The organism is Allofrancisella inopinata, assembly GCF_012222965.1.
Lineage (GTDB): Bacteria > Pseudomonadota > Gammaproteobacteria > Francisellales > Francisellaceae > Francisella > Francisella inopinata.
The window spans coordinates 945,370-963,153 of the sequence record NZ_CP038241.1; the positions used below are offsets into that span (position 1 = coordinate 945,370).

A 17,784-nucleotide genomic window follows, 5' to 3' on the forward strand; every position below is an offset into this window, starting at 1 on the left:
TTAGAAATGAAATATACGAAACTAGGATCAACAAACATAGATATCAGTAGAATTTGCCTTGGAACAATGACATGGGGTAGACAAAATACCCAAGCTGAAGGTTTTGAGCAAATGGACTATGCACTTTCTCAAGGAGTTAATTTCTGGGATACAGCAGAGATGTACCCTATCCCGCCTACAGCTGACAGGTATGGTGATACAGAAACTATTATAGGAAATTGGTTTAAAGCTACAAAAAAACGTCAAGAAGTAATTCTAGCAACTAAATTTTCACCCATGCAGTGGGCAAGAAATGAAAAAAATCCAAAAACTGACAAACAAAACATAATTACAGCTGTCGATAATAGCTTAAAACGTTTATCTACAGACTATATTGATCTTTACCAATTCCACTGGCCAACTAATAGAGCTCATTACCATTTTGGTAATTGGTGGGAATTTGAGCCTTCAATTGGTAGTGAAAATAAAAACCAAATTATTGATAATATTTTAGAAATTTTACAAACATGTGACGAACTAATAAAAGCAGGTAAAATAAGGTATCTTGGTTTATCTAATGATTCTTCTTGGGGTATTAACCAGTTTATTAAATTAGCTGAAAAACATAATTTACCACGCCTTCAAAGTATCCAACATGAGTACAATCTAAATAGAAGAAGAGATGAAACTGATGTTATGGAAAGCTGTGCTCTTGAGGATATTTCTTACCTTGCATGGTCCCCTCTTGAACAAGGAATTATAACAGGCAAATACCTTAATGGTGCTAGGCCTAAAGGTACTAGAATGTCACCAGAGATTCTAGATGGTCAAGAAGACCGTTATAAATTTAGACTGATAACAAATGATGAAGCAGTAGCTGCATATATAGATATAGCAAAAAAACATAATCTTGATATTTGTCAAATGGCTATAGCTTTTACCATAAGAAAGCCATACATGAGTTGTAGTATTATAGGGGCTACTTCTATGGAGCAACTTAAAAATAACATTGACGCTATAAATTTAAATTTATCAGCAGAAGTATTAGTAGATATTGAGAAGGTTAGAAGAAAATATCCCGTACCTTTTTAAAATCTTCATTCTATCTAGCGTTTTAGATATTTGATCAATATAACAGTTTGGGACCATCAAATAAATATTATTTTATTAAAACTTAAAATTTTAATAAATAAAAAAATAATGTAAAATATATTTAAATTGATTACTTTTTGCTTAAACAATGACATTAGAAGAATTTAAACAGATTGCTGACCGGGAACTAAATAGCTATATAAATGGTAATAAGATATTTAAACAACGCCACCACACAACAGAGGCAAAAAAGTTACTAAATACAATAAATAGCTCTAAAACTGTATCAGAAGTAAAATACGCTTTAGAATCTTGTAAAAATGCTTATAGCCCTAAATCACCTGATAAATATGTAAATAGAGAAACATTCGCGATATATAACGAACCTTCTCAGTTCCAACAATTTGTATTACCGCCAGGTCAGAAATATAAGAAAAAAAACGGAAAGTTCTATTTGCTATTAGAACTCCTTACTAGTACCTTAAGTAGAGCTAATGAAATTCCATCTCCTATTAAAAGAGAACATAAAAGAAACAAATTTAATGCAGCTTTTAAGAAAAATCCTGATGAGGATGGCTACATAGAATACAAACGCTATATACAAGAGTTAACATTTGGTAACGCTATAGGTAAAATACCACAAGTATGTGGGATTAACGATAGTAATCTAGCTCTAGAGAGATGCTTTGATGATCAATTCATAAATGGAGCTTATGGTTTCTACTCATCTACTGATGAACGAAGTACCTTTAAGGATTTGAAAAATTATATTCTCCTTCCATTTCTTAGAAGTTTAATAGCTATACTTAAAACAATAGACAATAGAGGAACCATAATAAATAGTATTTTTAATGAGAATGAAATTAAGTCGCCTTTATTTTTCTATCACTCTATGGGCGGAGATATAACCTTGATCCATCAAGGTTATTTTTCTCATTTCTTAGAAAACTACCCTAAAGAATTAGTTATAAAGGTCTATAAAGAAATCCTATCATGCACTGAACAAGCAGAAAGCTATGACGATTACTTTAGACTTTCAGCTAGTTTAAAAAATCAAGTATATTTAATTTTCAAGTGTTATGTGGATAAAATATTACCTAAATCTATATATACTCCTCTCAGGTATAGAAATAACAGTTACAGTTACAAAAGTAATGACTCTAATCCATTCCAGAAGGCTGATATTATTGAAGAGGACATATACACATCTCCTCTAAGAGATAGCTCTCCTTCTGTTTCTGCTTTTGAGGAGAAAAAAGAACCTTATTAGAAAAATAAGTAGACTTATAACTTTAAAAAATTACCTAATGTACTTAATCCATACCCTGTCAAATAAGCTTCTGGGTGGTATTGAACGCCAAAGATTTTTAAATTCTTATGTTGAAAAGCCATAATTTCATTATTTTCAGTTACAGCAGTAGTAATAAGAGGTTCTTTAATATCATCCACTATTAGAGAGTGATAACGTGTAACCTCAAAACTTTCTGGGTGATTAAAATAAAGTGGTGATTGGTTTTGTTGCCAAATTAGTGAATTTTTACCATGATAAACTTGCTTAGCATTGACAATTTTAGAACCATAATATTGAGCTATTAACTGATGACCTAAACATATACCTAATAAAGAAGTATTATTTTGCTCACAGTATTTAATAACTTGGTATTGTTTTTTTAACTCATTTGGATGCCCTGGACCTGGGCCTATTACAATATGACTAAAGCTACCTAATCTTGGTATGTCATCATCTGTTTTAATCACTAAAACTTTATGCCCAAGGTAAGTAATATAGTCAACTATAGTATTAGTAAAAGAATCATAATGATCAATAAAAAGTACCATAATCAAATCTCTAAAAATGCTGGTATTAAGCCTCTGACACTATTGATAAGGTATATTTTATCAACGAGTTTAAACTCTTCTAAGCTAATACTCTTAACTTCAATTTCTTTTTTACCTACTAATGTTTTTCTAGCTATACCTGCTAATACACCATCACTAAGTTCGGGGGTATATTTTTTACCATTAATTTCTACGATTATATTGTGAAACCTTGTTTCTGTAATGTTGTTAAACTCATTTAAGAATACAATTTCCGTATTTGAGCAGTTGCCAACATACTTTTCATGCATAGCTGAATAAAAACCTCTAGTAGATGAGTGGGTAGTTTTATAGTTAAATAATTTATTTTTAGAGTCTATCTTTTCAGGACAAACCTTAAGTTTTACCGGTATGATTTTAGAATTGCTAATTTCAGTATCCTCAATACTGAAACTTTGATCATAAAAATATTCTAAACGGACTTTATATTCCTTATCTGCCTCTAATTTTTTAGAGTATTCGTTTAAACTTTTAGCTATATTATCAATACAAAAATCAAAAAATAATCTCTCAGCAGTATTTTGTAAACGTTGCAGGTGTAGTTCTAGATTTCTAAACCCATTACAAAAATATATGCTCTCTACTAATGAGAAATCAGGCTTATAGATTTGTTTTATAAAGTTTATTTTGGTAGCCATTTCTTGCCATTCTGAAGCACATTCAGAATATATTGTAACTCCTCCACCTACTCCTAGTTGTAAGTTTTGACCCTTTTTTTGAATAGTTCTAATAGCAACGTTAAAGCACATATCATTATTTGGTAATATATAGCCAACAGCTCCTGTGTAAACGCCTCTATTATCTTTTTCAATATTTTTTATAAGTTCTAGGGTACGTTTCTTTGGCGCTCCCGTTATCGATCCACATGGAAAAAGACTATCTAGAACCTCTTTTAAAGATATCTCCTGATCTACCTCTGCTGAAATTTCAGAAGTCATTTGTAAAAGCTTATTATATTTTTCTATATTAAATGCCTCATCAACTTTTACTGTATGAGTTTTGGCAATACCTGACAAATCATTTCTTAATAAATCTACAATTATAAGATTTTCAGCTCTATTTTTAGGACATCTAAGTAGTTGATTATAAGTTTTTTCATCTTCGTTAACATCGCCAGTAAGCTTTGCTGTGCCTTTCATAGGTCTTACAATTAGTTTTGTAGCTTGTTTTTTAAAAAATAGCTCCGGAGATATTGATATTATTTCAATACCCCAAAATGGTAAATACGCACCATACCTAACTGGCTGTTGCTTCTTTAATAAAGTATATAGCTCTAAACCAGTTAATGAAGTAGTTCCCCTAATGCTTTTTGTATAATTAATTTGATAACTTTCACCATTTTGTAAAGCGTCTTGGACTTTTAAGAAACCTTTTTGATAGTCATCAAAGCTAAGATTATCTATGAGTAAGTCGATACTTTTGTTACTTTCTTTTGTAAGGTTATTATTATCAAATTTTTTAAACGCTACAAAATAAAGGAGTATTCCGTCGTTATCTGACCTTAGATGTGCTAAATTTTTATTTAAATAATAGCTTGCTTCGTAGCTAACAAAACCTGCTAAATACAAACCTTGTTTTTGTAACTTTAACATTTCTTTAAAAGCTTCTAATAGAGATGGCTCATTAGTTGCGACAAGCTCTTTTACTGGGTGGGTAAAACAATAGCTTAATTGCCTTGTTAAAGAATCCTCAAACAAGGCATATGCTGGTAAAATTTCAGTCATTTTCTATAATCTGCCTTATTTTTTTTCTATCCACTTTACCAGTATTTGTCAAAGGTATTTGGTCAAAATTTAATAACATATCCACTTTTTTATATTCAGCTAAATATTTTAACAAATGTTTGTTTAACTCTTCTAAAGAGATTTTACTTTCGCTAACGATAATAGCACAAACAAGCTCTCCCCAAATTTTATCTTTTTTGCCAACAACTACACACGATTTTATACTAGCTAACTTTAAAATAATATTTTCTAGCTCTACTGGAGAAATGTTTGAACCACCTTTTATGATGATATCTTTATATCTACCATAGAATGTAAGTTCTTTAGTTTGTTCATCAAAGCTACCTATGTCTCCAGTTTTAAGCCATTCTTCTTTATTATTAATTGGTAGCATAAAACTCTTAATAAAGATCTTGCCATACGTATAACCTTCAAATTTTTCTATTTTAACTGCTGTATCCTCAAAAATTTTAACTACGTTTATCCTAATATTTTCACAAAAATTTTGCCCATAACCAAAAATCTCTGTCATACCTATACCATTTAATAATGGTAACCCTAACTTTTGTTTTACAGCTTTGTGTAACTTTTCGGAAGCTAAATCTCCTGCAACACTTAAAGACCTCAACTTATGCTTAGTAATATTCTCTTTTATTAAAAAATAATACATAGTTGGTAGCAAGGCTAAAGCTGTTGCTTTACATTCTGATACTACTTTTGCCACCTTTTGAGGATTAAATTCTCTAATGATTGTAATATCTAACCCCATTGCTAAAGCTGGTAATAATTGATACGAAAAAGCAAACGCATGATTCATAGATAAAGCTATGAGTAAATGATCATTAACTTTTATTAAACCTAAATCATTAGCTCTATTGTTAGCATACTTTATAATTTGATCTATAGTATGTAAATGTTTTTTATAAGACCCTGTAGTACCAGAGCTTACATGAGCTATAACAGCTTTATTAAATATTTCAAAATCTGTAGTTTTAGGAATATTCTCCAAAAACATGATTTCATCATCTATTATAAGAACTTCGATATTATTCTTTTGATAAAACTCTGTCAGCTCAAAACTCTTCTTATCCGTCAAAAATAAAGAATTAGATTCTAAAATTCCTTCAAGTTCTTTATCTATAAGCCTAGGGTTGATTGGTACAACTAACTCAATTTCTGCAATCCAGCTAGCTAGATATAAACAAATTGTTAGAGGTGAATTTTTAAGATTGAAGAAAGCCTTTTTATATTTATAAGATTCAAGTAGCCTAGCTAAATCATAACTTTTAGCAACAATCTGATTATAGCTATATTCTTGGTCTTCAAAATAAACTTTATGTTGTGATGAGTAACTACTTACCCTTTGCAAAAAGTTTTCAACTAATGACATTTTCTACTTAGTATTTCAATATATTATCTAATTTCTAAATATGATATATTAAGTTATCTAAACTTACATTCGTTTATATTTATAAATATGCAACAATCTTTATTTTTAAAAGGCTTAGAAATATATGTTAGTCTTGGATGTTCCGAAGAAGAAAAAGCCCAGAAACAAATGGTTAAAATAGATTTAGAACTAGTTTTTGGTAAAAATTTTACTGCAAGTGACACTGATAATTTAGAACAAACAATTTGCTACTACACCTTAAGAAATGATATCCAAAAATTTTGTGATAATATTAGTTGTAATCTTATTGAGTATTTAGCAAAACAGATTTATCAATTTATCTGTGATAAGCACCCTACTATTAGTATTAAGTATCTCAAACTTATAAAATCACCTCCTGTTTCCCAAATAGAGTCAGCAGCTTTTGTAATTAGGTTCTGTGCACAATAATAACTCTACATCCAACATATATTACCCTATAATCATTTTCGAAAATATTCAAAAAATTATAGTTTTTGAAACTTTTTTTAGACTACCATTTTATATACTCTCAAAAATCTCCCAAATTAGGGTGGTAGATCATAAATAATACCAATTCCAACATAAATTTTTGCATTTATAACAAAGGAGTTTATGACTAATTTAAGTTTTTGATGTGCAGGCAATAGCAGTGGCTATTGGCAAATATTAAAGGATTAAATTAGGTATGAAATACAAAGTTAGAAAGTAATAATATGTGTTGGAATTGGTATAAGATATATCAATAAAGTAGATATAAACAATGAATTAATAATGTAATTCCTGAAATCAAAACCAAAATATTAATTAATATTTTAAATAATTTAATAGGTATTAATAAATGTAATTTATTACCTATAAGCACTCCTATTAACATAACTGGCACTAGTAATAATGCGATGATTAATATAAATAAATTAAAATATGCCCCCGATAATAAAAAAAGCGTAACTCTAGTAAGAGTGCTAAATGCTATTAAACAAGATTGGTTTGTTCTTATCTGCGTTTTATCACTCAAATTATTAGATAGAAAAATAGCATATATAAAACCTCCTGAACCAAATAAAGTTCCTAATGCTCCTCCTACTAAACCGAACGTATATGCTATACTTTTGTTACTAGATTTATATTTTACGTTTATTTTAAAAAGTGAATATAAAGAATATAAAACTATAAATATAGCCAATAGTAACATCAAAATAGAAACATCTATAGTTAATAAAGCTATTCCTCCCAAAATAGAACCTATAAGAATCATGGGCAATAATCTAGCAAGAATTTTTCTATCTGCTTTTTGTATATTTCCTTTTATTAGTCTATATGATGCAGTAAGATCTAACAGTGCTAATATAGGAATGATCACGCTTAATGGTAAAAAATATATTAATATTGGACTAGCAATTAAAGATGTTCCAAAACTTATCATTCCAAATACAATATATGCCAAGAATACAGTAAAAAAAACTATAATTATCATACTAAATGTTATATTACTTATCATATTAGTTAAACCTCTGCGTTTTTCATCATTCCATATAACCTACTCTGAGTTCTCATAAAAACATTTTTTATTTTACTATTATCGGTATAAACAAGATCTTCTAAACAAGTTTGAAAGTTAGCATACAAAATAATAGATTTTTCATAAGCTTCATCTACAAAACTAATAAATCTTCTTAGACTATCTTTCTCTCTGTTATTATTTGTACCTCTTAAATCAAACTTTGGTATATCCTGCAACAGTACTACCTTAAATTTATTAACTATCTCAATATAGTCTAAATAACTTCTATTTGTTTCGCATAAATCACTAAAGGTAATCCATAGAGAGATATCAGTTTTCCCTTCAACGTCTATTATTCTCCCATTTATGCTTATAGAATCTTTTAATGGCTTATTTATATTATTTATATTATTTATATTATTTATATTATTTATATTATTTATATTAATATATTTACTATATAAAAAATCATAACCATGCTTGGCATTTGATTTAAATAAAAACCTGTATCGTGCATCTTATCTGATTTTAGTGCTTTCAATATCCCCTTATCAAACAATATTGATAGTTTTATAGCATTAATTCTAGGAATTGGAACAGCAACTCTAATAAAATGCCTATTCCAACATTGATCATATTTTTTCTTATCCTTAGGACTCAAATACCTATAAAATTTAAATCTTCGAATATGAAGAATGATTGTATATAGTAATTTGCTATTTTCATATTCCTTTAGATCAAACATCAACTTATCTTTTGCTGTAACATCTGAAGCATTGACAAAGTCATCTACTGTTAACTGACCTTGAGACTGATACTTTAGCTCTAAATCAATAAGATTAATTATAGATTCTAGAGGTAGATAACCATCAACAAATGAATTAAATAATTTTTTTTCTGAAAGATAATATGGTTCATATGAAACTTTTTCAGTTCTAACCCCTGGAAAGATTCCAGATCTTGAAATAGCAATAATATTAATTTTGTTAACGTTATATTTACTCCAATTAGGGAGATAATCTATAGGAATACCTTTATTATAAACAAATTTACCATGTTGACAGATATTTAAAATCGAATCCACTCCAGAAGGACCCATACCCTCAATATATATAGTGATATCTTTGCTTTTATTTTCTCTCTGTAAATTTATTATTCTATTAGTAACTACTTCAGGCGGATAGGGCGTATTAATAATATTATCTATTCCTTCTAATATATTTTTATTCCAATGCCCTGTAACTAATAATACTTTATCAATATCATCTAGTAATTGCTTAGAATTATTCTTTTTAACTATATAAGAAATGTTGACTTTATTGTAAATATTTAAATCCATATCTACAACATTACAATAACTATAGACTTTAACACTCACCCCATTGTCTTTTGCCATATCAATAGCTTCTTTAAATCTATGTATAAGATAAATACCAAAAAACTCTCTAGGATAGAAAGCTTTGGGATTAAATATATAATCTTTATTTTTAGTGATTGAATAGCAACCTTCAACCAGTTCAATATATTCACTTAATATAAAATCTTTCTTTTTTATCTATGACTAAAAAATCTATACTAGTCTTATAGAGTAAGGCCGCTAGCCCTAAATTACTTGGGCCAATTCTAAGTAACATATAATCATAAACTTTATTACTCATTCTAAAATCTTAAATAAAATTACCTGCTTTATCTAAAACCCTATATTTATTTAAACATAATTTAAAACAAAAATATACATTACCTTTCTAGTGATATAGTAAATATAAATATCCTTAAATCGTTAAAAAATATTGAATTCATGATGCCAATAATAAATAATAGAAACGCTAGATTGTATTCTCAAAGTAAAATACTTGACCAGAACGACCTTTTTATAGGATAATCAATTCGCTAAACCCTTGTTAGTTACTGTTATCTTTCAATTTATAAATAACAACCGTTTAGCTCTTTTTAAATAAAACAATAAATTTTGAGTATAAAATCTAGGAATTAAAAATGCAATATATCATTGGTATAGGTGCTAATGTTGGTTTTACATTAGAAAATATTAATAAAGCTATACAGGCTATAGCTTCCACTGAGAATGTAAAATTACTAACAAAAGCAAGCCTTTACAGTAGCAAAGCTTTATTAAAAGAAAATGCTCCTAAAGACTGGGATATCGTATATTTAAATACTGCTATAAAAATAGAAAGTTCACTAAAGCCACTAGAGCTATTAGAGACCCTTAAAGATATTGAAAAAAATATTGGACGAGATTTAAACGCTCCAGTATGGTCACCTAGAGTTATCGACTTAGATATCCTTGCAGCAGAAGATTTAATCTTAGACACTGAACAGCTCATAATACCCCACAAAGAACTTTTAAATAGAAACTTTGCTTTAGCTCCATTATTAGAACTCAATAAAAATTGGCATCATCCTAGACATATAGATATTGACCTAAATATTCGATTAAAGGAGCTAAAAAATATTGATATATTAAATCAAAGGTTATCTAACACTATGCGTATGGGTATAGTTAACTTGTCAGAGCAATCTTTTTCTGATGGATTTCTAACTGATAATGAACGTAGAAATAACTTAGAACAACTTATAGAAGATGGTGCGGAAATTATAGATATCGGTGCTGAATCAACAAGACCTGATGCTAAACCTATATCTGTAAATGAAGAAATAACCAAATTAGATAGTTTTTTAGACTACCTAGAATCTCAGTTACACACTTTAAAATACCGTCCTTTAATTAGTGTAGACACACGTAAAGTAGAAGTTATGCAAGAAATTTTAGCAAAACACCATGATATTATCTGGATGATAAATGATGTTGAGTGTAATGATATTCAACAGAAATCTAAGCTACTTGCTAAATATGACAAAAAATATGTTATAACTCACAATCTAGGTATTATATATAGAAACCGGTATCTAGAAAAAAAAGACTCTATAGAAGAGATTTATAACTATATACAAGGAAAAAAGAATATTTTAGTAAGTGAAGGCTTAAGTAAAGATAACATTTACTTTGATATTGGTTTTGGCTTTAGTAAAAATCCTGAAACTGCTAGATACCTGCTTGAGAATATAAACGTTATAAGAGATAAATTAAACCTCAAAACTTTGGTTGGACATTCACGTAAGCCTTCTGTTTTAGGTTTAAATAAAAATACTAGCATTAACGAATTGGATCTAGCAACAAAGGAATTATCCCAAAAACTAGAACAACAAAACATTGAAATTATCAGAGTACATAAAGTTTAAAAGGAAAATCTTAAATGCCATATCATCCTATGTTGGAGAAAATACTAGATACTCCAGAAATTAGAGAGTTAAAAAAACAAGACTTACGCATTCAGCGTAAAATTTTTAATGAAAATGTAATTCAACTTATCAACCAAATTCCTAAGCCAAATATAGTTGAAAAAGATATTAAATTAGGTAATCAAACTATTTTAAGGCATTATCAACCTAAAATGGACAGTGATAAAGCCGTATTATTTATCCATGGTGGTGGCTGGTGTTTAGGCTCCATTGATACATATGATAATGTTTGTAGGTATTTGTGTGATAATGGTGATTTTCATGTATTTTCTTTAGAGTATGGATTAGCTCCAGAAGAAAAATATCCTAAAGCTGTTGAACACTCCCTGTACGCATATGATTGGTTATATGAAAATGCTACGCAATTTGCTATAGATCCTAAAAATATTTTTGTAATGGGAGATAGTGCTGGCGGTAATCTTTCTACTATCATTTGTCATGAGCGTCAAGAAAATATGCCTAAAGCTCAAATTTTAGCTTATCCAGCTGTAGATATGTATACTAAATATAAAAGTATCAAAAAGTTTAATGCTCACAAATACCACCTAACTAGTCAGTGGTGTGAGATGTTTCTAATAGCTTATATTGATGATATTAGTAAAAATTTCCATAAATTAAAAGACCCGCAACTTTCACCTATATTCTATGAAAATACTAAACAGCCTGATACTTTAATAATAGCCGCAACTCACGATATACTTGTAGATAGTATATATGCTTATGAAGCAAAACTTAAAGCTCAAGAAGTTTTAGTTGAAACTCACTATGATGAAGAAATGTTTCACGGTTTTATAAGCACCGTTGGCATTAGCCCATTAAATAACGCTAAAATCGCTTTAGACAAAGCGATAAAGTTTATTCAAACTAGATAAAAATGACTATGACAAGTTTTTAGATAAATAGCCTAATTTTCTTGAAAAAAAGTTTTCGCTAAAGCTATTGTTTTTTCTATATCTTGATCACTATGAGCTATAGATACAAAACCAGCTTCGTAAGCAGATGGCGCTAAATAAACGCCTTTTTCCAACATATATGCGAAAAACTTATTAAACATATTTAGATTTGTTTTACCTAAATCTTTAAATGTTTGAATTTGTACTTTTTCGTGGCAGAAAAATAAACCAAACATACCACCTACGCTTTTAGCATGAAAAGCAAAATCATAATTCTCTGCTGCAGTATTTAAACCATCTACAAGTTTAGCAGTTTTGACACTTAATTCCTCGTAAAATCCTTCTTTGCTAACTTTCTCAAGAGTCGTTAAGCCTGCTATCATCGCTATAGGGTTTCCAGAAAGTGTACCTGCTTGATAAACTGGACCAGCTGGAGATACCATTTGCATAATATCCTTAGCTCCACCAAAAGCACCTACTGGCATACCTCCACCTATTACTTTACCTAAAGTTGTCAGATCCGGCTTAACGTTAAATACTTGTTGTGCTCCACCTAGTGCTACTCTAAATCCAGTCATTACTTCATCAAAAATTAGTAAACTTTGATTTTCATCACATAATATTCTTAGGCTATGTAAAAAATCATTTTGTGGCAAAATCATATTCATATTACCTGCTACAGGTTCTACTATGATACATGCTATTTCGTTTTTATATTTTTCAAATAAAGATTTTACTGATTCAACATCATTAAAATCAGCTATTAAAGTGTCTTTAACAACATCCTCTGGTACGCCAGGAGAATTCGGTTGTCCTAATGATAAAGCACCTGAACCAGCTGCTACTAGAAATTCATCAGCATGCCCATGATAACAACCTTCAAATTTAATAATCTTATTTTTACCTGTATATGCTCTAGCTAACCTAATAGCACTCATAGTAGCTTCTGTACCAGAGTTTACAAACCTAACTTGTTCAATATTTGGCATTAATTGGATAATTTTTTTAGCTAATTCAACTTCTAGCTTACAAGGAGCCCCATAGCTTAAACCGTTATCTAGTTGGCATTTGATAGCTTCTAAAACATCATCATCACCATGGCCTAAAATCATTGGTCCCCAAGAGCCTATATAATCTATATATTTATTCCAGTCAACGTCATAGATATAAGCTCCTTTAGCAGATTTTATAAACCTTGGAAAATCTTGTTTAACACTTTTAAAAGCCCTAACTGGTGAGTTTACTCCACCAGGTATATATTGCTTAGCTTCTTCAAAAAGATTAACTGAGCTGGTGTTATTATCCATCTAATTGCTCCTGCCTGATTTTATGTATTTTATGTTCTACTGCTTGCATCAGTAAGCTTGCAGCATTAATTTTAGTAGCTTTATAAATTTCTTGTATACCTGTAGGACTAGTGATATTTATCTCCGTTAATTTATCACCTATTACATCAATACCTGCAAACATTACTCCATGTTTTTTAAGTTTCTTAGCAACTTTTTTTGCTATTGTATAATCATTATCTTCCAGTGGTCTAACTTCTGCTGTTGCTCCAGCTGCTAGATTACCACGATTGTCTTTGTCACTAGGTATACGTGCAAGCAAATATTTGATAGGCTCACCATTAACTATAAGTATTCTTTTATCACCCTTAGATATAGCTTGTTGGTAATCTTGCACCATTATGTACTTAGTCTGGTGATGTGTTAGTGTCTCTAAAATTACATTTTTATTTTTATCACCCTCTTTTATCCTAAATATAGAACTTCCCCCCATACCATCTAAAGGCTTAACTATAATATCTTTATGCTCATCATAGAATTTATTTATTTGCTCATAACTTCTAGTAATAAGCGTATTGGGAGAATATTTAGGGTAATTTGAAATTGCTACTTTTTCATTAAAATCTCTTAGAGCCTGAGGATTGTTTACTATTAAAACATCAGCTTTTTTAGCTAAATCTAACATATAAGTTACATAAATATATTCCATATCAAATGGTGGATCTTTACGCATAAAGATGCAATCTAGGTCCAATAATGAAAAGTTCCTATGCTGTGAAATAATTTCATACCAAAGACTTTTATCCTTATGAATTTTTACCTCAAGGGCATCTCCTTTTGGTTTGCCATTGTCTATATACAAATCATTTAAGTAAAATGTATAGATATCCCAATCTTTATCTTGAGCTGCTAACAACATCATAAAAGTACTATCTTTAGAGATGTTAAAAGAGTTTAGGTTATCTATTATAAAGCCTATTTTCATTATGTTTATCCTATTCTATACCCAATATATTTAGTTAAATCATTGCCATTTAAAATATCTGCTATTTGAAGCATTTTTTTATTTGGAAATTGTAACTGTTTAAATCTAATAACTTTATCTAAAGTAGCAATATCTATGCCTATTTTTGAAACGTCTACTATAGTTCCAGACGCTTGTTGTGAATTTTGTTCTAAAATTTCAAATTGCCCTACTTTTATAGTTTGATTTTCAAGAATAAAAAAAGCTGATGGCCAAGGAGTAAAGGCTCTAATATGACAGCTAATTTGTTCTGCTGTATTACTAAAATTTATTAAACCTTCTTGTTTTGTTATCTTATGAGCATAAGTGGGTGTACCGATTTGAGGCTTAGCTTGTACATTATCAATATTTTCTAAAGTTTCTAGTAGAGGTTTAATTGCTAGCTTAGCAAAACTATCATGTAAACTTGCTGATGTATCTGTGTCTTTTATATCTATTTCTAAAGTATTAAGGATATCACCAGTATCAAGCCCTTCATCCATTTGCATTATACAGATACCTGTTTTTTTATCACCAGCTTGGATTGCTCTTTGAATTGGGGCAGCTCCTCGCCATTTAGGTAGCAAAGATACATGAATATTCAAACAACCATGCTTGGGAATTTCCAAAAACTCTTTTGGTACGATTATACCGTAAGCTATAACGACGATAACATCTGGTTTTAGTTCTTTTAATTGCTCTAAAACTTCTGGATCTTTTTTAAAAGATTGTGGTTGAAGTATCAAAGTGTTATTAGCTAAAGCAACTTCTTTAACAGCAGAATATTGGACTTTCTTACCTCTACCTTTTGCTCTATCTGGTTGCGTTAATACTGCCTTGATATTTTGACCACTTGCATATAAATCTTTTAAAACGTAAGCTGAAATCTCTGGCGTTCCTGCAAAGACAACATCTAACTTTTTCATTTATCAATTCCTAAAAGCATACGCCTGTAAAGAAACGTTGCTTAATTCATCTAGCTGGCCTTCTGGATACAAACAAATATATTTAATCTCATCTGCGCCATTTTCGGCAGCTAATTCTACAGCTTTTTTTAAGTTTCTATCACATAGTTTCGTAAAATCATCCCGATTAGTCGTATGAGTAGATACCCTAATTAGACCAACTGCACCTTCTGCTTCATTTTGGTAACGTAGGTTATAGATTTTTACACTATCAGGAGCAACTTTGGGTAGTTTAACACTATATTCTGGTAAAAAAACACCTTTGGTTTCATAGTCATTGTTAGAGGTAAAAAAATAAATACACGTAACAAATACTGCTATTATTACGACTATATACATAACATTTTGATTAAATCTACTCATACCTAAAAACTATCTTTTAAAATTTTATTAGATTTTAACATATGTTACACTAGGTAGAAGTTTTTTTAAAAATTATACTTTGTTTAAAAAAAAAAATCTACATCGCTACTATTTTCATAATAAAACTAAAACTTAAAAAATATTACAATAAGTATTAGCGCTTGTATTTCTTCTTGACAGTATAAGTTTTTCAATTCTTTGTAATAGTGGGAGGTAGTCACCTATAGTAATTTTATTTTTATTTTTAAAATCATTCAATAATCCTATGAAACCTTCGAGGCAACCTTCTTTACTACAGGTTTGTACAATAAAGTTTGCTAACTGATCATTATTTATTTTAAAATATTCTAAAATAACTTCATCGTTATTATCACCTCTCATCAGTGCCATAAAAAGCCCAGGGGGCCCGTTTTTGTTTTTAGCAGCCAATAATTCTATTTTCTTATAAATGCTAATATCATTAATACTATTTATGGCGTTGATATAAGCTGTAACAGCTAATGTATGGCCCTCTAGTAAAGCCACGTAAAGTCCAGGGAACCCATCTTTGTTTTTAGCAGCCAACAACTCTTCTATTTTCTTATAAATGCTAATATCATTAATACTATTTATGGCGTTGATATAAGCTGTAACAGCTAATGTATGGCCCTCTAGTAAAGCCACGTAAAGTCCAGGGAACCCATCTTTGTTTTTAGCAGCCAACAACTCTATTTTCTTAGCAGTGTTAATACCACTAATACTATTTATAGCGTTAATATAAGCTATAACAGCTGATGTATGACCTTCTTGTAAAGCTACGTAAAGCCCAGGGGACTTATCTTTGTTTTTAGCAGCCAATAACTCTATTTTTTTAGCAGTGTTAATACCACTAATACCATTTATGGCGTTAGTATAAGCTGTAACAGCTAATGCATGACCTTCTTGTAAAGCCATAAAAAGTCCAGGGGTCCCATTTTTGTTTTTAGCAGCCAATAATTCTATTTTCTTATCAAGGCTAATACCATTTATAGAGTTAATATAAGCTGTAACAGCTGATGCATGACCATTTCCCAAGGCTAAATATAATAATCCAGCATTGTCACTTTTGGGGATTGGTAATAAATTTTTCCAATAATCTCTTTTAGGTTCGTCAAAACCCTCCTCTGGAACAACCAGGTTATCACCAGATTGTTCTACTCCAAATACTAAAATAGAAATTGCATACTCTTGATTAGCGTCTGAAATTGTTTCCCTAAATAAGGACTCTAATATATTACCTCCATTTTGCGAATGAACGTCAGAAAAGGCAAGCCGCTTATATCTGTCATGGTCAATTAAATGGTAACCCATTTCATTTGAACCGCCAATTGCAATAACATGACTAGCTCTGGAAAGTAAACATGCAGTAGGTTTTTCATTAATTAATAAATTTTTTATTAGATCCCATGTATTATTTTTAGTATAGAGACCTAAGTGTTTCTTTAGTAAATAAATAGAATTATCTTTCTGTCTTTCTTTTTCTTGCTCTCCAAATAAAGTTAAGTTAAAGTATGTTGTACTATTACTACGCTTTAGCACTTTATTTTCTTGTATACTTCCACGGTTACCTATGTTTGATATAGTACGACGAAGATTTGGCCTGTTTTCTTGCGAGTGTTTTGGTCGTTTAAACAACTCCCTACCACGATTATAGCCTTGGTGTGTAAATGGTTTATTATCTCCATCCCAGGTGTTAAAGTTTTTATTCCATACCGCCTCTTCTTCTGTACTAAGATTTTGTGGGCTTTCTAAGCCAAAATATATTGCTATCCCCTCAAGCCAAGGTTTTATGCTTAATAATTTATCTATTGCAATAAGGCTCTGTTGAGGTTGTAGTTTGTCTTTATTAGCTCTTCTGATTATCTCTGCTTTGTTAATATCACGAACTAATAGCTCGATGGCAAAAAACTCTTTTAACTTTTTTAATCCTTCTTTGCTAGGTATTATTAAAGGTGGTGAAATTGAATTAGTTTCATTTGCAATTTCAGCAGGCAATTTACCTGTTATAAGTTCAAGGGTACCTTCTTTATTATAGTGAAAACTATATTTTTTATTTGAGGGGTTTATATATATAGTATCTAAGTCATGATGTTCAGGCAGTGGATTCAGATTTATAACTTTATAATTTCTTAACTTATCTTCATATCCATTAATAAACCTTAACCTGTTAACATACGTATTAATATCGTTTCTAATAATAGCTTGTATTGCCATAAAAGCTACACCATAACACATTCCGTCTTCGTTGATAGTGTATCCAAGGCGCTTCATTAATGATAAAATATACATATTTTTAATTTTTATATAAAAGAAAAATAAATTAATAATTATACACAAACCAATAATAAAT

At 29.8% G+C, this 17,784-nt stretch carries 16 protein-coding genes; 5 read left to right on the forward strand and 11 right to left on the reverse strand.

The window, feature by feature from the left end; translation table 11 throughout:
• Positions 1 to 6 precede the first annotated feature (6 nt).
• Together E4K63_RS04270 and E4K63_RS04275 are read left to right on the forward strand one after the other, a co-directional pair.
• Positions 7 to 1,071, forward strand: coding sequence for an aldo/keto reductase (locus tag E4K63_RS04270; RefSeq protein ID WP_133942205.1), 1,065 nt, complete (start codon positions 7 to 9; stop codon positions 1,069 to 1,071).
• Between the two features lie 148 nt (positions 1,072 to 1,219).
• Complete coding sequence (locus tag E4K63_RS04275) at positions 1,220 to 2,341, forward strand: hypothetical protein (protein ID WP_133942206.1); 1,122 nt, start codon at positions 1,220 to 1,222, stop codon at positions 2,339 to 2,341.
• Between the two features lie 14 nt (positions 2,342 to 2,355).
• Here the strand turns inward: E4K63_RS04275 and E4K63_RS04280 are convergent, their stop codons facing one another.
• The 3 genes from E4K63_RS04280 to E4K63_RS04290 are packed head-to-tail and all read right to left on the reverse strand — an operon-like array spanning position 2,356 to position 6,063.
• The gene (locus E4K63_RS04280) at positions 2,356 to 2,910 is read right to left on the reverse strand and encodes an anthranilate synthase component II (RefSeq protein ID WP_133942207.1); all 555 of its coding nucleotides are present in this window, start codon (positions 2,908 to 2,910) and stop codon (positions 2,356 to 2,358) included.
• 2 nt (positions 2,911 to 2,912) lie between these two features.
• Positions 2,913 to 4,673, reverse strand: coding sequence for a chorismate-binding protein (locus E4K63_RS04285; protein ID WP_133942208.1), 1,761 nt, complete (start codon positions 4,671 to 4,673; stop codon positions 2,913 to 2,915).
• Complete coding sequence (locus tag E4K63_RS04290; RefSeq protein WP_133942209.1) at positions 4,666 to 6,063, reverse strand: class I adenylate-forming enzyme family protein; 1,398 nt, start codon at positions 6,061 to 6,063, stop codon at positions 4,666 to 4,668. Before E4K63_RS04290 ends, E4K63_RS04285 begins: the two co-directional genes overlap by 8 nt.
• A gap of 87 nt (positions 6,064 to 6,150) precedes the next feature.
• Between E4K63_RS04290 and E4K63_RS04295 the strand changes: the two genes are divergently transcribed.
• Positions 6,151 to 6,513 (forward strand): dihydroneopterin aldolase, encoded by a 363-nt coding sequence (locus E4K63_RS04295; RefSeq protein ID WP_133942210.1) that lies wholly within the window; start codon positions 6,151 to 6,153, stop codon positions 6,511 to 6,513.
• Positions 6,514 to 6,823: 310 nt separating this feature from the next.
• Here the strand turns inward: E4K63_RS04295 and E4K63_RS04300 are convergent, their stop codons facing one another.
• The 3 genes from E4K63_RS04300 to E4K63_RS04310 are packed head-to-tail and all read right to left on the reverse strand — an operon-like array spanning position 6,824 to position 8,981.
• The gene (locus E4K63_RS04300) at positions 6,824 to 7,582 is read right to left on the reverse strand and encodes a sulfite exporter TauE/SafE family protein (protein ID WP_133942211.1); all 759 of its coding nucleotides are present in this window, start codon (positions 7,580 to 7,582) and stop codon (positions 6,824 to 6,826) included.
• A gap of 5 nt (positions 7,583 to 7,587) precedes the next feature.
• On the reverse strand, positions 7,588 to 8,034 hold the full coding sequence (zapE, locus tag E4K63_RS04305; protein ID WP_133942212.1) for an AFG1/ZapE family ATPase: 447 nt from the start codon (positions 8,032 to 8,034) through the stop codon (positions 7,588 to 7,590).
• Positions 8,025 to 8,981 carry a hypothetical protein gene (locus tag E4K63_RS04310; protein WP_341770267.1) on the reverse strand — a complete coding sequence of 319 codons (957 nt, stop codon included), beginning with the start codon at positions 8,979 to 8,981 and terminating at the stop codon, positions 8,025 to 8,027. Before E4K63_RS04310 ends, zapE begins: the two co-directional genes overlap by 10 nt.
• A gap of 599 nt (positions 8,982 to 9,580) precedes the next feature.
• Here E4K63_RS04310 and folP point away from each other — a divergent pair.
• Positions 9,581 to 10,846 (forward strand): dihydropteroate synthase, encoded by a 1,266-nt coding sequence (gene folP / locus E4K63_RS04315; protein WP_133942214.1) that lies wholly within the window; start codon positions 9,581 to 9,583, stop codon positions 10,844 to 10,846.
• Between the two features lie 14 nt (positions 10,847 to 10,860).
• Positions 10,861 to 11,778 (forward strand): pimeloyl-ACP methyl ester esterase BioJ, encoded by a 918-nt coding sequence (gene bioJ / locus E4K63_RS04320; protein ID WP_133942215.1) that lies wholly within the window; start codon positions 10,861 to 10,863, stop codon positions 11,776 to 11,778.
• Between the two features lie 32 nt (positions 11,779 to 11,810).
• Here bioJ and hemL read toward each other — a convergent pair whose 3' ends face one another.
• From hemL to E4K63_RS04345, 5 genes are all read right to left on the reverse strand, one after another.
• A complete protein-coding gene (gene hemL / locus E4K63_RS04325) occupies positions 11,811 to 13,106 on the reverse strand; it encodes a glutamate-1-semialdehyde 2,1-aminomutase (protein WP_133942216.1) in 1,296 nt (431 codons plus the stop codon).
• Positions 13,099 to 14,070 (reverse strand): glutathione synthase, encoded by a 972-nt coding sequence (gene gshB, locus E4K63_RS04330; RefSeq protein WP_133942217.1) that lies wholly within the window; start codon positions 14,068 to 14,070, stop codon positions 13,099 to 13,101. The genes hemL and gshB overlap by 8 nt, the downstream gene beginning before the upstream one ends.
• A 5-nt stretch (positions 14,071 to 14,075) precedes the next feature.
• On the reverse strand, positions 14,076 to 15,014 hold the full coding sequence (fmt, locus tag E4K63_RS04335; protein ID WP_133942218.1) for a methionyl-tRNA formyltransferase: 939 nt from the start codon (positions 15,012 to 15,014) through the stop codon (positions 14,076 to 14,078).
• A gap of 3 nt (positions 15,015 to 15,017) precedes the next feature.
• Positions 15,018 to 15,416: a Francisella virulence factor A gene (fvfA, locus tag E4K63_RS04340; RefSeq protein ID WP_133942219.1), complete on the reverse strand. Its 399-nt coding sequence runs from the start codon at positions 15,414 to 15,416 to the stop codon at positions 15,018 to 15,020.
• Between the two features lie 132 nt (positions 15,417 to 15,548).
• A complete protein-coding gene (locus tag E4K63_RS04345; protein ID WP_179965689.1) occupies positions 15,549 to 17,705 on the reverse strand; it encodes a hypothetical protein in 2,157 nt (718 codons plus the stop codon).
• Positions 17,706 to 17,784: the final 79 nt, after the last annotated feature.

What these genes read in the sequence shown, in the direction of transcription:
- E4K63_RS04270 (WP_133942205.1), top strand. Translation starts at nt 7, where the DNA reads ATGAAATATACGAAACTAGGATCAACAAACATAGATATCAGTAGAATT.
- E4K63_RS04275 (WP_133942206.1), top strand. Translation starts at nt 1,220, where the DNA reads ATGACATTAGAAGAATTTAAACAGATTGCTGACCGGGAACTAAATAGC.
- E4K63_RS04280 (WP_133942207.1), bottom strand. Translation starts at nt 2,910, where the DNA reads ATGGTACTTTTTATTGATCATTATGATTCTTTTACTAATACTATAGTT.
- E4K63_RS04285 (WP_133942208.1), bottom strand. Translation starts at nt 4,673, where the DNA reads ATGACTGAAATTTTACCAGCATATGCCTTGTTTGAGGATTCTTTAACA.
- E4K63_RS04290 (WP_133942209.1), bottom strand. Translation starts at nt 6,063, where the DNA reads ATGTCATTAGTTGAAAACTTTTTGCAAAGGGTAAGTAGTTACTCATCA.
- E4K63_RS04295 (WP_133942210.1), top strand. Translation starts at nt 6,151, where the DNA reads ATGCAACAATCTTTATTTTTAAAAGGCTTAGAAATATATGTTAGTCTT.
- E4K63_RS04300 (WP_133942211.1), bottom strand. Translation starts at nt 7,582, where the DNA reads ATGATAAGTAATATAACATTTAGTATGATAATTATAGTTTTTTTTACT.
- E4K63_RS04310 (WP_341770267.1), bottom strand. Translation starts at nt 8,981, where the DNA reads ATGGCAAAAGACAATGGGGTGAGTGTTAAAGTCTATAGTTATTGTAAT.
- folP (WP_133942214.1), top strand. Translation starts at nt 9,581, where the DNA reads ATGCAATATATCATTGGTATAGGTGCTAATGTTGGTTTTACATTAGAA.
- bioJ (WP_133942215.1), top strand. Translation starts at nt 10,861, where the DNA reads ATGCCATATCATCCTATGTTGGAGAAAATACTAGATACTCCAGAAATT.
- hemL (WP_133942216.1), bottom strand. Translation starts at nt 13,106, where the DNA reads ATGGATAATAACACCAGCTCAGTTAATCTTTTTGAAGAAGCTAAGCAA.
- gshB (WP_133942217.1), bottom strand. Translation starts at nt 14,070, where the DNA reads ATGAAAATAGGCTTTATAATAGATAACCTAAACTCTTTTAACATCTCT.
- fmt (WP_133942218.1), bottom strand. Translation starts at nt 15,014, where the DNA reads ATGAAAAAGTTAGATGTTGTCTTTGCAGGAACGCCAGAGATTTCAGCT.
- fvfA (WP_133942219.1), bottom strand. Translation starts at nt 15,416, where the DNA reads ATGAGTAGATTTAATCAAAATGTTATGTATATAGTCGTAATAATAGCA.
- E4K63_RS04345 (WP_179965689.1), bottom strand. Translation starts at nt 17,705, where the DNA reads ATGAAGCGCCTTGGATACACTATCAACGAAGACGGAATGTGTTATGGT.